The 14,313-nt window shown below is 71.4% G+C and carries 17 protein-coding genes; 9 read left to right on the top strand and 8 right to left on the bottom strand.

Going from position 1 to position 14,313, the window contains the following annotated elements:
- The first annotated feature begins 26 nt into the window (after positions 1-26).
- From ABD932_RS22015 to ABD932_RS22030, 4 genes are all read left to right on the top strand, one after another.
- A complete protein-coding gene (locus ABD932_RS22015; protein ID WP_345015242.1) occupies positions 27-1,250 on the top strand; it encodes a sensor histidine kinase in 1,224 nt (407 codons plus the stop codon).
- A gap of 198 nt (positions 1,251-1,448) precedes the next feature.
- A complete protein-coding gene (locus ABD932_RS22020) occupies positions 1,449-1,928 on the top strand; it encodes a VOC family protein (protein ID WP_345015243.1) in 480 nt (159 codons plus the stop codon).
- 75 nt (positions 1,929-2,003) lie between these two features.
- Positions 2,004-2,372, top strand: a complete 369-nt coding sequence (locus tag ABD932_RS22025; RefSeq protein WP_345015244.1) for a DUF6479 family protein — start codon at positions 2,004-2,006, stop codon at positions 2,370-2,372.
- A 66-nt stretch (positions 2,373-2,438) separates the two neighbouring features.
- A complete protein-coding gene (locus tag ABD932_RS22030) occupies positions 2,439-2,672 on the top strand; it encodes a hypothetical protein (RefSeq protein WP_425587497.1) in 234 nt (77 codons plus the stop codon).
- On the opposite strand, the gene ABD932_RS22035 is transcribed toward ABD932_RS22030, so the two are convergent.
- Positions 2,632-3,183, bottom strand: coding sequence for a DUF7144 family membrane protein (locus ABD932_RS22035; RefSeq protein ID WP_345015246.1), 552 nt, complete (start codon positions 3,181-3,183; stop codon positions 2,632-2,634). The two genes, ABD932_RS22030 and ABD932_RS22035, sit on opposite strands and share 41 nt — an antisense overlap.
- A 194-nt stretch (positions 3,184-3,377) precedes the next feature.
- Here ABD932_RS22035 and ABD932_RS22040 point away from each other — a divergent pair, with 194 nt between their 5' ends.
- Positions 3,378-3,836 carry an FxLYD domain-containing protein gene (locus ABD932_RS22040; protein ID WP_345015247.1) on the top strand — a complete coding sequence of 153 codons (459 nt, stop codon included), beginning with the start codon at positions 3,378-3,380 and terminating at the stop codon, positions 3,834-3,836.
- Here ABD932_RS22040 and ABD932_RS22045 read toward each other — a convergent pair.
- The 3 genes from ABD932_RS22045 to ABD932_RS22055 form a co-directional block, all read right to left on the bottom strand.
- Complete coding sequence (locus ABD932_RS22045; protein WP_345015248.1) at positions 3,830-4,729, bottom strand: collagen-like domain-containing protein; 900 nt, start codon at positions 4,727-4,729, stop codon at positions 3,830-3,832. The two genes, ABD932_RS22040 and ABD932_RS22045, sit on opposite strands and share 7 nt — an antisense overlap.
- Before the next feature lie 168 nt (positions 4,730-4,897).
- Positions 4,898-5,182 (bottom strand): hypothetical protein, encoded by a 285-nt coding sequence (locus ABD932_RS22050; protein ID WP_345015249.1) that lies wholly within the window; start codon positions 5,180-5,182, stop codon positions 4,898-4,900.
- A 68-nt stretch (positions 5,183-5,250) separates the two neighbouring features.
- Positions 5,251-5,949 carry a TetR/AcrR family transcriptional regulator C-terminal domain-containing protein gene (locus ABD932_RS22055; protein ID WP_345015250.1) on the bottom strand — a complete coding sequence of 233 codons (699 nt, stop codon included), beginning with the start codon at positions 5,947-5,949 and terminating at the stop codon, positions 5,251-5,253.
- A 160-nt stretch (positions 5,950-6,109) separates the two neighbouring features.
- Here ABD932_RS22055 and ABD932_RS22060 point away from each other — a divergent pair, with 160 nt between their 5' ends.
- The 3 genes from ABD932_RS22060 (at position 6,110) to ABD932_RS22070 (ending at position 8,689) form a co-directional block, all read left to right on the top strand.
- A complete protein-coding gene (locus ABD932_RS22060) occupies positions 6,110-7,048 on the top strand; it encodes an ATP-binding cassette domain-containing protein (protein ID WP_345015251.1) in 939 nt (312 codons plus the stop codon).
- A gap of 38 nt (positions 7,049-7,086) precedes the next feature.
- On the top strand, positions 7,087-7,896 hold the full coding sequence (locus ABD932_RS22065; protein ID WP_345015253.1) for an ABC transporter permease: 810 nt from the start codon (positions 7,087-7,089) through the stop codon (positions 7,894-7,896).
- A 145-nt stretch (positions 7,897-8,041) separates the two neighbouring features.
- The gene (locus ABD932_RS22070; RefSeq protein WP_345015407.1) at positions 8,042-8,689 is read left to right on the top strand and encodes a DUF4142 domain-containing protein; all 648 of its coding nucleotides are present in this window, start codon (positions 8,042-8,044) and stop codon (positions 8,687-8,689) included.
- A gap of 10 nt (positions 8,690-8,699) precedes the next feature.
- Here the strand turns inward: ABD932_RS22070 and ABD932_RS22075 are convergent, their stop codons facing one another.
- Positions 8,700-10,361, bottom strand: a complete 1,662-nt coding sequence (locus ABD932_RS22075; RefSeq protein WP_345015254.1) for a glycoside hydrolase family 13 protein — start codon at positions 10,359-10,361, stop codon at positions 8,700-8,702.
- A 287-nt stretch (positions 10,362-10,648) separates the two neighbouring features.
- On the opposite strand from ABD932_RS22075, the gene ABD932_RS22080 reads away from it, so the two are divergent.
- Entirely contained in the window at positions 10,649-11,584 is a 936-nt protein-coding gene (locus ABD932_RS22080) for an LAETG motif-containing sortase-dependent surface protein (RefSeq protein WP_345015255.1), read from the top strand.
- Between the two features lie 62 nt (positions 11,585-11,646).
- Here ABD932_RS22080 and ABD932_RS22085 read toward each other — a convergent pair whose 3' ends face one another.
- From ABD932_RS22085 to ABD932_RS22095, 3 genes are all read right to left on the bottom strand, one after another.
- Positions 11,647-12,129, bottom strand: a complete 483-nt coding sequence (locus ABD932_RS22085) for a hypothetical protein (RefSeq protein ID WP_345015256.1) — start codon at positions 12,127-12,129, stop codon at positions 11,647-11,649.
- 90 nt (positions 12,130-12,219) lie between these two features.
- Positions 12,220-13,215 (bottom strand): ArsR/SmtB family transcription factor, encoded by a 996-nt coding sequence (locus tag ABD932_RS22090; protein ID WP_345015257.1) that lies wholly within the window; start codon positions 13,213-13,215, stop codon positions 12,220-12,222.
- Between the two features lie 100 nt (positions 13,216-13,315).
- The gene (locus tag ABD932_RS22095; RefSeq protein WP_345015258.1) at positions 13,316-14,287 is read right to left on the bottom strand and encodes a nucleoside hydrolase; all 972 of its coding nucleotides are present in this window, start codon (positions 14,285-14,287) and stop codon (positions 13,316-13,318) included.
- Between the last annotated feature and the right edge of the window lie 26 nt (positions 14,288-14,313).

Raw genomic sequence — 14,313 nt, forward strand, 5'->3', positions numbered from 1 at the left:
CCATCACGGCACCCATGAGGACCCCCATGATCGACAACGTGCAGCGGCGACTACGCCGTCACCCCCGTACCGTCGACGCCGGCGTCGCCCTCGCCGTGTTCGTCTGTTCCCTTCCCGGCACCGTCGTCACGCTCCCGGGCCATGAACCCGCACTGGCGTGGTGGCCCGGGGTGCTGCTCGCCGGGGTCTCCTGCCTCGCGTTGATGTGGCGGCACTCCCGGCCGCGCGGCACCGCGCTGGTGACGACGGTGTGCGCCCTGGTGATGGCCGGGCTCGGCTATCTCCTCACCGTGCTGCTGCTCGGGCCGTTCATGATCGCGCTGTACACGTTGGCGCTGCGCAGCGACCGGCGTACCGCCAACACCTTCGCCGGTGCGGGGATCGTCCTGCTGGTCGGCACGACCCTGGTCTTCGACCCGTACGACGAACCCCTGTCCCTCAAGCTGCTGGGTCCGGCCGCCTGGCTGCTGCTGCCGACCGCGCTCGGCACCATGACGCGGCTGCGGGGTGCGTATCTCGAAGCCGTGCGGGCGCGGGCCGAGGATGCCGAGCGGACGCGGGAGGAGGAGGCCCGGCGGCGGGTCGTGGAGGAGCGGCTGCGGATCGCCCGGGATCTGCACGACGTCGTCGCCCATCACCTCGTCCTGGCCAAGATCCAGGCGGGCGCCGTGGCCCGGCTGCTGCCCGGCAGCCCGACGGAGGCCGGGCGGATCACCGGTGAGCTGGCCGGGACGACCGACTCGGCCCTGCGCGAGCTCAAGGCCACGGTCGGACTGCTCCGGCACCACGCCGACGAACCGGAGGGCCGGCCGGGGACCACCACCCCCGGGCTCGGCCGGCTCCCCGAGCTCGTGGACTCCTTCCAGGGCGCCGGGCTCAAGGTGACCGTCACCACGGAAGGGGAGGTCACCAGGGAAGGGGTGCCACGGCCCCTTTCCGCCGGTGCGGATCTCACGGCGTACCGGATCGTGCAGGAGGCCCTGACCAACGTCACCAAGCACGCCGACGACCGCTCGGCGCAGGTGCGGCTGGTGTACGGCGACGACCGGCTGGTGCTGAGCGTCAGCAATGGCGGTCGGGTCGGCCGGCCTGCCGATTCCCTTTCGGCAAGCGGTGGTTACGGGCTGATCGGGATGCGTGAACGTGCGCGGTCCGTCGGCGGCCGGATCCGTATGGGGCATCGGCCCCAGGGCGGTTTCGAGGTGGTCGCCGAGCTGCCGTTCCCGGCCCGGACCGACTCGGCCCACTGACCGACCCGGCCCATCTGCGCCAAGTCACTGACGAGGCCCGTTCAGGGCCGAAGCGGGGGGCTGGGGGCGGCAGCCCCCAGGGACGGGACGGGTAGGGGCGGCGGGGGCGAAAAACCCTCCCGGGGAATCACCCGCCCCGGCGCCCGGGTTCACCACTCACGACCACCGACATGCCGAAGACCCGAAGAGGAGCCGTACATGTCCGACGCAGGACCGGCCGAACAGCACCCCGTACGCGTCCACGAACTCCGCCTGGTCGTCACCGCGGCCGACTACGACGAGGCGCTGCGCTTCTACCGGGACGAGCTCGGCCTCCCCGAGCGGGGCGCGTTCTCCTCGCCCGACGGCCGGGTCACGATCCTCGACGCCGGACGGGCCACCCTGGAGCTGACCGACCCGAACCACGCCGAGTTCATCGACGAGGTCGAGGTCGGCCGACGGGTGGCCGGCCACATCCGGGTCGCCTTCCAGGTGGACGACTCGAAGGCCGTCACGGCCAGGCTCGCCGCCGCCGGAGCCGAGGTCGTCGCGGAGCCGACACGGACGCCCTGGAACTCCCTCAACTCCCGCCTCGAAGCGCCGGGCGCCCTGCAGTTGACGCTGTTCACGGAGCTGGGGGATGGGGCGGGTGAAGGGGTGAGTGAAGGGGTGAGTGAGAGGTCGGACCAGGCCGAGTAACGCTCGTAACGCGCGTAGACAATCCGGTCGCCCCCCTCAGGGAGCCCATTCGCCCGTTTCGGTGATAATTGGGGCATGAGTACGACGACGTTTGTACTAGCGGCCACGTCGAGTGAAGTACTCAACGTGATCGCCGCCTTTGTGGGTGGCCTGTTCATCGCCGGCGGCCTGGTCTGGGCCGTTCAGTTCGGCATGCGGGTCCGTGATCGAGAACTGCCCCGGCCCACGGCCGACGAACAGCCGCACCTTCCCGACACCGGCGCGGTCCATGAGATCCGGGAGATACGGGAGCCGGACGAGGTGCCGCACGCGACGGGCAGGGAACGGCTCCTGCCGCACGAGCTGCACCACGCGGGCAGCAAGCGCAGCGAGGACCAGCACCGCAAGCGGTGGCTGCCGGGCAAGAGCGGTTCCTTCGGCGGCGGCGGTATCGGACACGCCTGAGCCGCCGGGAAATTGCGGCGCGGGGACCGGCTGCGTGATGTCACCCTGTCCGGACGACGTACGTGCATGGCTACGCAAATCCGTGCACGGGTCCGGACAGGGGTCGGATTGAGCAGCAGACGACGTTACGTGGCCAGGGGTGTCCCCGGCGGTTACCGCATCTGGGACAACCACGGCCGCCGTTTCTGGGGCGACCTCTACGAACTCTGCCCCGACGACCTGCTGGCCGAGCTGAACGGCCGCAAGGACCCGGCCAGGATCAGCGACCTGCAGAGGCGTTGTCGCGCGTCGAAGCGCTAGTCGACTCCGAGATGTCCTGCGCCGTGGCCAGGGCCAGGATCACGAAGAAGTCGATGCCGACCATGATCACCGACCACACCGGCGTGTACGGCAGGAAGAGAAAGTGGAGCACCATGCTCAGCGACGCCACGAAGATGCCGGTGATCCGCGCCCACCAGGCCCCCTTGAGGATGCCGTAGCCGACCGCGGCCACGACGGCACCGAGGACGAGCAGCGTCCAGCCCCAGCCCGTGAGGCTCATCCCGAAGACGTAGTCGCCGACAGTTCCGTAGACGTCGTCCTCGGCGATCGCGGAGATGCCCTGCAGGACCGCCAGCAGGCCGTTCACCAGCATCAGCACACCCGCGAAGACGAGTCCGCCGGTGACCCAGCCCGGGACGGCGGGTGCGGTCCGCGATCCGCCGGTGGGGCCCGGTGCGGGGGTGGGGCCGGGGGCTCCGGGGCGGCTGTGCGCCGCGTCGGTTGCCTGTGACTGCGGCTGCGGCTGCGGCTGCGACTGCTGCTGGCTCATGGTTGCCGTACCCCACTTCTCGCTTCTCGCGTGTTCTGCGGTCGGTACGACGATGGGTTCGGCCGGGGGCGGTCACCACGGGGGAGGACCGAACGGGTGACGGCCGGAGTGCGGGCTCGGGCGTACCGAACTTCACTGGAGGAGCCCGGACAGTCAGGTCCCGACGCGCACGGAACGCACCCGCTGGAGGCGCCATGCCCGGTCACCGAACGCGGTGGACGACGACCACGATGCTCACGACGGCCGCCGCACTGACCGCCGCCCTCCTCACGGCGTGCGGCGACGACGACACCCCCTCCTCCGTGGCCAGCAGAGCGGCATCGGCCTTCGCCTCGGCGACCGCGGAGGCGAGCCGCCAGCTGGACGACATCAAGGGCGGCATCGACGCCAAGGACGCGGTGAAACTGGGCGCGCCGAAGACCGACTCGGACGGCCGTACGACCGTGGAGGTCACCGCGGACAACACGACCGACTCGACCCGGTCCTTCGCCGTACAGATCAACTTCCGCGACGAGGACGGCAACCTCCTGGACGCCACCGTGGTGACCGTGTCCGACGTACCGGCGGGCGAGACGGGGACGGCCACCGGCCGCAGCACCCGCGACCTGGGCGGCGAGGTGCGGGCGGAGGTGGCGAGGGCCGTGCGCTACTGAGGCTTGCGCGAGCTCGTCGCCTGAACCTCGGGCGCGCCCGACACCGTGATGTCGATCTGTTCGCTGGTCGAACTGACGCCGTTCATCGTCGCCGTCGCCTGGAGGCGGCCCGGGCCGGGGGTGAGGGCGAGGGCGGGGACGCAGTGCCAGATGCCGTTGGGGCCTGTGGTGGTCGAGCAGACCTCGTTCTCCGCGGCGTCACGGACCGTGATCTGGGCGCCCGGGTAGGCCGTGCCCACTGTCCTCGACAGCGCGCTCACGGGGACGCCCGACTGAGGGCGGGACAGGGTGGGCGCGGGCAGTCCGACCGTCACGGTGCAGGTGCCCCTCTCCCGCACGGTGCCCTTCGCGTCCCGCAGGACCAGGGCGCAGTCGGGGAGCCTGGTGCCGGGTTCGGCCTCCGGGCCGACCGACAGGACGAACGGGAACGTACGGCGCTTCCATGCCTCCGACGGCGAATCGGATGCCGAACCCGAACCCGATGCCGGACCCGCTGCCGAATCCGGGTCCCCGGCCGCCGCCGACGGCCCCGTGAACGTGTACGTCCCGCTGGCCCCGCCCTGCCCCACCGCCCCCCGGTACCCGAGCGCGGCGAACGGCATACCCGTCACCCTCGTCCCCGTCGGCGCCGTCAGTGTCAGCGTGGAACCCTCGCCCAGCGGCATCCCCTCGTAGCCCCCGACCTCGACACGCCCCTCCCGCCCGGGCTCGATCGTCGCCGCCGCCCACAGATCAGGGCCGGCCGAACCGTCCGGACCGGCCGGGCCCACCGAGGTCACCGCCTCCGTCGGGCCCTCGGCGCCGTACGCCACGCCGTACGTCACCCCCGACATGGACACCACGCCCGCGACAGCGAGCGACCCGAGAACCGTCGTCTTCCAGGACCTGCTCATCGTCGGCGGGGCTCCTCACACATGCGTCGGCAACACCACTGCCTGCGATTCTCACGGCCCGTTCGCACAGGTGACGGGTGTTGCTCGGCCGTACGGGCCGGTCAGCCGACGTGCACCACCCGTGCGGGGGCCTGTCGCCGCCGATCAGCCGATACGGGCGGACCACGACTACGACTGAAACCCCTGCTCCGGATGCCGTACGGCCTTCTTCACGTCCGCCTCGACCTCGCCCCGCGCGCTGCCCTGCTCCTTCGCGTACTCGGTCACCGCGGTCTGGACGTCGCGGGCGAGGTCGCGCCAGGCCCGCCAGGCGGTCTCGTACGTGTCGGTCTGGAGCTCGGTCCACGGGCTGTGGGCGGGCGGCCCGTACTGGCTCCGGAGCTCCTCCACCCTGGTGTGTGCCTGGTCGGCCGCGCGTTGCATGGCGACCAGTTCGTCGAAGGTGCGTGCCACGCGTCCGGATCCTCGGGCAGCGGGGCCGCGCCGGGCGGTCCGCCACGCGAGGGGCCCGCGCCTTCCACTCAGACGGAGTCGGACCGTGCCCCCAGTCGGGCCTCCAGCCCGTCGAGGATCGTCTGCACGCCGAACGCGAAGACCTCGTCGACCTGCTCCGAAAAGCTCTCCCCCCGCCGCGCCTGCGCCTCCCCGCTGGCGGCCAGCCGTGGGTACTTCGCCGCGATGGCGTGGGCCTGCGCGACGACCGCGGCCTCCTCCTCCGACTGCGCGGCCGGGTTCCGCGACGCCCGTTCCTTGACCTCGGCGGCCTCGGTCGAGGTCATGAACGCCAGCCCCGTCACGAACATGAACGGGGTGCTCACGGCCCAGTCGAGGTCCGCGTCCCGGAAACCGGCGGTCTCGAAGGTCTCGTACGCACACTCCTGGAAGCGGGCCATCCCGTCGCTGTAGCCGACGTACGTGGTGATCACGCGCACCAGCCAGCGGTGCCGGTCGCACAGCTCACGTGCGGCGTACATCAGCTCGCGCGCCGCCGTCCGCCAGCCCACCGCCGGTACGTCCGGCAGCCGGACCTCGCTCCACGCCTCGTCGGCCGCGAGCACCAGCAGGTTCTCCTTGTTGCCGACGTGCCAGTACATCGCCGTCGCCGCCGAGCCCAGCTTCTGGCCGAGCTTGCGCATGCTCAGGCCGTCGATGCCCTCGGCGTCCAGCAGCTCGATCGCCGCCCGGACGATCTGTTCACGGTTCAAGGTCTCTCGCGCCATGAGTCCAGCGTAACCGCAACTTGCACGCCGTAAAAGTTTCTCGCCGTAAGGACTTGCACACCGTGCAAGTCAAGTTTTACGGTGTGCAAGTTCACGGAGTTGCACACCGTAAAAGTCCCCGTAGAAGTCGTAGAAGTCGTAGAAGTCACCGAGGAGAGTCATGACCGCCATCCACGCAGAGGGCCTGCGCAAGTCGTACGGGGAGAAGTTGGTGCTCGACGGCATCGACCTGCGCATCCCCGAGGCGTCGGTCTTCGCCCTGCTCGGCCCGAACGGCGCGGGCAAGACCACCACCGTCCAGATCCTGTCCACGCTGATCGGCGCCGACGGCGGCGAGGCCCGGGTCGCCGGCCACGACGTCGTGCGGCAGGCCGACGACGTACGCCGCTCGATCGGTGTGACCGGCCAGTTCGCCGCCGTCGACGGGCTGCTGACCGCCGAGGAGAACCTGCTGCTGATGGCGGACCTGCACCACCTGAGCCGCGGCGAGGGCCGCCGCCGGGCCGCCGACCTGCTGGAGCGCTTCGACCTGACGCAGGAGGCGAAGAAGGCCGCCTCCACCTTCTCCGGCGGTATGCGCCGCAAGCTCGACCTCGCGATGACGCTGGTCGGCGAGCCGCGGATCATCTTCCTCGACGAGCCCACCACCGGCCTCGACCCGCGCAGCCGCCGCACCGTGTGGGAGCTGGTCCGCGGCCTGGTCGAGGACCTGGGCATCACGATCTTCCTCACCACGCAGTACCTGGAGGAGGCCGACCAGCTCGCCGACCGCATCGCCGTGCTGCACGGCGGCCGGCTCGTCGCCGAGGGCACCGCGGAGGAGCTCAAGCGCCGTATCCCCGGCAGCCACATCCGGCTCCGGTTCGCCGACGAGCGGCAGCTCGACGCGGCCGCCCGGGTCTTCGAGGTCGCCCAGCGCGACCCCGAGAACCTCGCCCTTCAGGTCCCCGGCGACGGCACCCCCGCCACCGTGCGCGCGGTCCTCGACCTGCTGGAGGCCGCGGCCGTCGAGGCCGAGTCGCTCACCGTGCACACCCCCGACCTGGACGACGTGTTCCTCGCACTGACCGAGAGCCGGCAGACCACCACCGCCGCATGACCCACCGCCGCCCGACCCGTCCCCGAAAGGACACCCCGATGACCACCGCCACCACCACCCCCGCGCGCACCCGCTCCTACGCCTTCCGCGACTCGATGACGATGCTGCGCCGCAACATCAAGCACATGCTGCGCTATCCGTCCCTGACGGTGCAGATCGTCACCTTGCCCGTCCTGATGCTGCTGCTGTTCGTGTACGTCTTCGGCGGCGCGATCGGCGAGGGGATCGGGGTCGGCGACCGCGACGCCTACATCAACTACCTCGTCCCCGGCATCATCGTGATGGCGGTGACCTCCGGCACGATCACGGTCGCGGTGACCGTGTGCACCGACATGACCGAGGGCATCATCAACCGCTTCCGCACGATGGCGATCTGGCGCAGTTCGGTGCTCACGGGGCACGTGCTGGGCAACATGATCCAGATCGTGTTCATCCTCGCCCTGGTGACCGGGGTGGCGTACGCGATCGGTTTCCGCCCCGACGCCACGGCCGTCGAGTGGGCCGCCGCCCTCGGTCTGCTGTTGTTCCTGGCCTTCGGACTGAGCTGGCTGTCGGCCGCGATGGGCCTGAACTCGAAGACCATCGAGGCCGCGAGCAACGCCCCGATGCCGCTGATCTACCTGCCCTTCCTCTCCAGCGCGTTCGTCACCCCCGACTCGATGCCGACCGGCCTGCGCTGGTTCGCCGAGTACCAGCCCTTCTCGCCCATCAACGAGACCCTGCGCGGCCTCCTGCTCGGCACCGAGATCGGCAACGACGCCTGGATCGCCCTGGCCTGGTGCGCCGGCCTCGGCCTGACGGGCTACCTGTGGGCCCGGGCGACCTTCCGCAAGGGCGCCGAGCGCTGAGCCGCCCCTGCACAGCCATTGCTTTGCGGAGCCGATGCCAACTCAAAAGGTTCTCCACGCCCCGGGGTCCGTACTTCCGTACGACGACCCCGGGGCAGGAGGCAGCACGGTGCGCATCACACGGCAAGCGACCGGAACCCTCTTCGTGGGCGGCGCCCTGAGTCTCACGCTCGCCGCCCTCGCCTATCCCTCGATGCTCGGCTTCAGCACCGTCTCCGCCGCACCGGACCGGGTCATCGCGCAGACCTCGACGGGCCCGCTGACGGAGGCCGACCGGGACTTCGTGGTGAAGGTGCGGGCGGCCGGGCTGTGGGAGTACCCGGTGGGGCAGATGGCCCTGCGGAAGGGCACGACCGCGGCGGTGCGCACGGCCGGCCGGCACCTGGTCTCCGGACACGCCGGGCTCGACGCCACCTGCCGCAGGATCGCCGCGCGGTTGAACATCACCCTGCCGAACAAGCCGAGCCCTCAGCAGCAAGGCTTCGTCGCCACGCTCAGCTCGGACACGGGCAGGCGGTTCGACAGCGACATGGCGAACATCCTGCGCACCACGCACGGCCAGATCTTCTCCACGGTCGCGAAGATCCGGGCCACGACCGAGAACTCCCTGGTGCGGCAACTCGCCGATCAGGCCAACGACACCGTGCTCGACCACATCACGGTCATGGAGAAGACGGGGCTGGTCGACTTCGACCAGGTCCTGTTCCAGGAGACGACCCCGCCGAAACTCCCGTCCCAGGACCTGACCCCGCCACCACCGGCGGCGGGCGAGCCACAGGTGGCCCTCAAATGACCCGCGCGGTCTACGCCAGCCAGACCGTCGTGTCCGGCCCCAGCAGACCCCCCTCCAGCGGCCCGCTGCCGATCAGCACCTCACCCGGCGGCAACTCGACCGCCGAACCGGAGAGGTTGGCCACGCACCGCCAGCCGTCCGAGCGGGCGAAGTGCAGGACCCCGGCCGGACTGTCCGGCACCCACTGAAGCTCCTCGCCCTCCAGCAGCTTGCGACGCAGGCGCAGGGCCCTGCGGTAGAGCTCCAGGGTGGAACCCTCCACGCCGTCCTGGGCCTCGACGGCGTACGCCCCGAAACCCGACGGCTGCGGCAGCCAGGACCCGCCCGCGCCGAAGCCGTACGACGGCCCCGTCGTCGTCCACGGCAGCGGCACCCGACAGCCGTCGCGGCCCTTGCGGACGCGTCCGGTCTGTTCCCAGATGGGGTCCTGGAGGACCTCGAAGGGCAGGTCGGCGACCTCGGGCAGGCCGAGTTCCTCCCCCTGGTAGACGTACGACGAACCGGGCAGCGCGAGCATGAGGAGGGTCGCGGCGCGGGCCCGGCGCAGGCCCGCGGACTCGTCGACGGCCGGGGCGTGGCCGCCGGACAGGAGCCAGGCGTTGTCGTCGGTGCCGGGCGGGAGCATCAGGCGGGAGGTGTGGCGTACGACGTCGTGGTTGGACAGGACCCAGGTGGCGGAGGCGCCGGCCGAGCGGGCCGTGGCGAGCGAGTCGGTGATGATCCGCTTCAGCTCCTCCGCATCCCAACTCCCCTGGAGATACTCGAAGTTGAAGGCCTGGCCCAGTTCGTCCGGGCGGGCGTACAGGGCGCGGCGGGAGGCCGAGGTCACCCAGGCCTCGGCGACCGCCATGCGGGGCGGGCGGTAGGTGTCGAAGATCTTGCGCCAGTCGCGGTAGATCTCGTGGACCTCGTCGCGGTCGTAGAAGGGGTGGGTGCCGGGCGGGAACCGGTCCAGCTCCTCCTCGCGGCTGAGCTCCGGGGCGCCGAGGTCGCGCAGCGGCTCGCTCAGGTCCTTGGCGAGGGCGTGGGCGACGTCGACGCGGAAGCCGTCGACGCCGCGGTCGGACCAGAACCGCAGGGTGGTGCGGAAGTCGGCGCGGACCTCCTCGTGCTCCCAGTTCAGGTCGGGCTGCTGCGGGGTGAACAGATGCAGGTACCACTGGCCGTCGGGGACCCGGCGCCAGGCGCTGCCGCCGAAGACGGACTGCCAGTCGGTGGGCGGGAGTTCGCCGTGCGGGCCGCGGCCGTCGCGGAAGACGTAGCGGTCGCGGGCGGGCGAGCCGGGGCCGGACCGCAGTGCCTCCTGGAACCAGACGTGCTGGTGGGAGGTGTGGTTGGGGACCAGGTCGACGATCACTTTCAGGCCGAGTCGGTGGGCCTCGGCGGCCATGGCGTCGAAGTCGTCGAGGGTGCCCAGGCGTGGGTCGACGTCGCGGTAGTCGGCGACGTCGTAGCCGCCGTCGGCCAGTTCGGACGGGTAGAAGGGGCTGAGCCACAGGGCGTCCACGCCGAGGCCGGCGAGGTGGTCCAGGCGTTGGGTCAGGCCCTTGAGGTCGCCGAGCCCGTCGCCGTCGCCGTCGGCGAAGCTGCGGGGGTAGACCTGGTAGATGACGGCCTGGCGCCACCAGTCGGGGTCGCGGGAGGAGAGATCGGGCAGGGACGGGTCGGTCACACGGACTCCTCTGCGGTGCGTGCGGGCGATAAGGAGATCTCTGTCCACATCGCCGGAAAAGTGAACGTCCGCGGCAGCCGGAGCGGTTCCTTCCCGGTGTGGCGAAATTGTGATGGCGGCCGAACTCAAGGGCCGTTACCGCAGGTTGACAGCGTTCTCCCAGGAGCCTCACCATGTGCTCACGCTGTGGCCCAAGTGATCAGTGAGCCCAGTGTTTCTCAGACCATGAGGGGCTTCCGGCCCCCTCATTCGCATGCACAGCTGCACACCAAAAAATGGGGATACGCATGTCCATAGCGAGACGTGTCATCGCGCGACGCCTGCTGGGGACGGGCGCCGCGTCGCTCGCCCTCTGCGCGGCCACCGTCGCCTCCGCCTCCGGCGCCTGGGCGCACGGATCGCACGGCGGCGACGGCTGGAAGTCCGGCGGCACCTACCAGCCCGGCACGGGTGCCGGCACGGAGACGGCCACCGACCGCTGCCAGTTCTCGCTCGACGGCACGAACTTCTACGACTCGGTCAAGGTCGACGACCAGAACCTGAAGGTCACCGACGACGGCAAGGTCCACGTCACCGTCCGCGCCGCCGCCGACGCCACCACCTGCACCGCCTCGCTCGCCTCCTACCTCGCCCACGGGCCGACCTTCGCCACCTCCGGCGAGCAGGTCTTCGTCGACTTCGACACGGTCTCGGTCAAGCCCGGCCAGACCGACACCCTCGACATCGCCGTCCCGGACGCGGGCTGCTTCGCGCAGATCGACATGTACCGGGGCGCGGTGAAGTTCGACGGCAAGCTCGACGCGAACGACGGCTTCGAGCACGGGGAGCTGCCCAAGGGCCCGGACCGTCCGGTCATCAAGGACAAGCTGATCGCGGCCTGGAACGGCGGCACGAAGGACTGCACGACCGAGCCGCCGGCCACCGAGGAGCCGCCGACCACGCCGCCGGCCGAGCCGTCGGAGCCCGCGTCCGAGGAGCCGTCGACCCCGGCCGAGGAGACGACGCCGCCGGCCTCGGAGACCCCGTCCACCGAGACCCCGACCCCGGAGGCCTCGGACTCGCCGTCCGCCCCGGCCCCGTCCCCGAACGGCGGCGACGGCGACCTCGCCCAGACCGGCGGCAGCAGCGCGACCGGCCCGATCGCCATCGGCGCGGTGGTGCTGGTCGCGGGCGGTGCGGCGTTCGTCGTGGCGTCGAAGCGGCGGCGCGCGGCGCGTTCCTGATCCAGGGGCACTGAAGGGGCCCGGGGTGATCACCCCGGGCCCCTTGTCCGTCTGAGGTTCGGTCAGCAGTTGCGGATGGACCAGACCGGTGTCCAGTCCACCTCGTGGCGGATTCCGCCGTCGGGCTTGAACGACCTGAGGACGTTGCCGCTCTGACCGTAGAAGTAGGAGGTGACGCCACCGGTCTGCTCGTCGAAGTAGTAGCCGGTGCCGTTCCAGTTGGAGAGGGAGTACCTGGCGCAGGTGTAGAGGTAGTAGATCTTCCAGTCGCTCGTGGTGGGATCCCAGACCGCCGCGCAGAGGCTGCCGCTGGTGCAGTCGAAAGTGCCGCCGGCTGCCACATGGATGAAGTTGGCGGCCGGGGAGATCCCCGGCGAGACCGCGGCGATGGAGACGTCCGCCGCCTGTGCGCCCTGTGGTGCGGGCGGCGCGACCGCGGCATTGGTCGAGGACGACGCGGCCTGCGCCGGTCCGGCGGCGAACACGGCCGCCAGAGCCAGGATGAGGGCGCCGATGACGCCGAGGACGGAACGTTGGGCACGCACTGTGTGCATTCTTCGAACCCCCTGTTTGTTCATGCGTGCCCTCAGGCTGTGGCCAACTCCCCCGCCCCTGCCACACGTTGAAGCCGTGCCTTAAACGGAAGCACGCGCACCCTCGAGGAGGGCGAGGCCGGTGGGGGTGATGGTGTGCAGGACGTTCTTGCTGCGGCGGACGCTCACCAGCAGGCCCGCCCGGCGCAGGATCGCGGTGTGCTGGCTCACCGCCGCCCCCGAGACGCCGAAGCGCTCGGCGAGTTCGCCGGTCGTGCGGCCGGTGACGACGTCCTCCAGGATGGCGGCCCGGGTACGGCCGATGAGGGCGCCCAGCTCCACGCCGGCTTCCGTGCCCCCGCTCTCCCGGGCCCAGCCGAGGGTGTGCTGGATCGGGTAGACGAGGACCGGCGTCAGGTCCTCGGCGGCCAGCGTCACGGGTCTTCGCAGGCAGAAGAACGACGGCTGCAGCAGTAACCCCCGGCCACCGAGCCGTAGTTCACGACGGACCGGATAGTCGGCCTCCAGGACGGGCGACTGCCAGCGCAGCACAGGCCGGAAGCCCGCCAGCAGGCCGTCGGTGCCGCCCTCCAGCACCGCCCGGGCGCGCACGGCCCGGTCGGCGTCCACCTGGGCCCGGATCCGCGGCCAGAACGGGGCGAGCGCGCGGCGGTGATAGGTGTGCAGGGCGGCGCCCAGCCGGCGCAGGGCGTCGGGTTCCCCGTCGGCCAGAGCGCGTGTGCCGGGCGGCAGCGGCCCCGGGCGGGCCCGCGAGACGGCGAGCCGTGCCAGGTCGCCGCGCAACCGGGCCCGGGGCGTGCCGAGCACGGTCTCGACGGCGCCCGCCAGGTCGAACGAGCCGCGCAGATCGGGTGTGAGGAAGTCCGGGGAGTAGCCCCGGAGCGGCAGCAGCGCGGCGAGCAGCCCGTGCACGGAGCCCACGCGGGGCCGCACGAGCCTGCGCCACTCCCCGAGGAGCAGGGGGGCGTCGGCACTGATCAGTGCCTGGAAACTGTTGGCGATCTCCCAGAGGGGATCGGGGGCGGCGGCGACGCGTACGCGCGCGAGGTCGTCGGCTGTGAAGTGCACCCGCAGCATGGGGTCTCCGATGGTGGTCGGTCATCGGTGTGCTTCGTGTGCCCCATGACAGTGGCCGAGCCGCGCTTGTGCGGACAAGGCGGCATTCGGACACCCGAAGTCAGGCGCGTTCCACCGCCGTCAGGTACAGCTTCACGAACCGGTCGACGTCCACGTCCAGGGCCACGTCCACCAGCTGCTGATCGCGGATCCCGGCGTGGATCTCGGACTCGCCGGGCCGGGGACGGCGGTCGACGATCGTCTGGCCGCGCGTCGGGCCCGGGGTGAGGGAGACCTCCACGGGCAGGAGCCGGGTCGTGATGCCCGCCGGGTCCACGACCGCGCAGACCGCGCCCGCGTCGCCGATGCCGCCCGCCTCGGAGTCGGCGCCGACGTCCGGCGTGGCCGGGCGGTGGGACAGCAGCTCGCCGGCGAGACGGGCGCCGGGTTCCGCGCTCGCGCGCAGCCGCCGTACGTCCGCCCCGGGCACGACGACGCGCTGGAAGACGTCCAGGCCGTACATGGTGATCGGCACCCCGGCCGTGAGCAGGATCGCCGCCGCCTCCGGGTCGTGCCACACGTTGAACTCCGCGACCGGCGTGGCGTTCCCGCAGGCCACCGCGCCGCCCATGAAGACGATCCGCTCGATGTTGCGGGTCACCTCCGGGTGGGTGCGCAGCAGCAGGGCGATGTTGGTGAGGGGCGCGGTGGGGATCAGCGTCACCGGCCTCGGCGAGGCGAGGATCTCGCGCCGCAGCAGCGTCACCGCGTCCACGTCGGCCGGTGCGCGGGTCGGGGCGGGCAGGCCGATGTCGCCCATGCCGTCCTCGCCGTGCACGTGCCGAGCCGAGCGGGCGGGCTCGATCAGCGGCAGGGCGGCGCCCCGGGCGACCGGGATCTCGGGGGCGCCGGCCTGCTCGAGGACGGTCAGGGTGTTGCGTACGACGCCGTCCACGTCCGTGTTCCCGGCCACGCAGGTCACCGCGCGCAGGTCCAGCCCCGGGTGGCGGACGGCGAACAGCAGCGCCAGGGCGTCGTCGACACCGGTGTCGCAGTCGATGATCACCGGGATGGGCTGACCGTCGTTCGTCACGGCGAGGCTCCTCGTGGGGGGATGGG

Source organism: Streptomyces shaanxiensis (genome assembly GCF_039537145.1).
GTDB classification, from domain to species: domain Bacteria; phylum Actinomycetota; class Actinomycetes; order Streptomycetales; family Streptomycetaceae; genus Streptomyces; species Streptomyces shaanxiensis.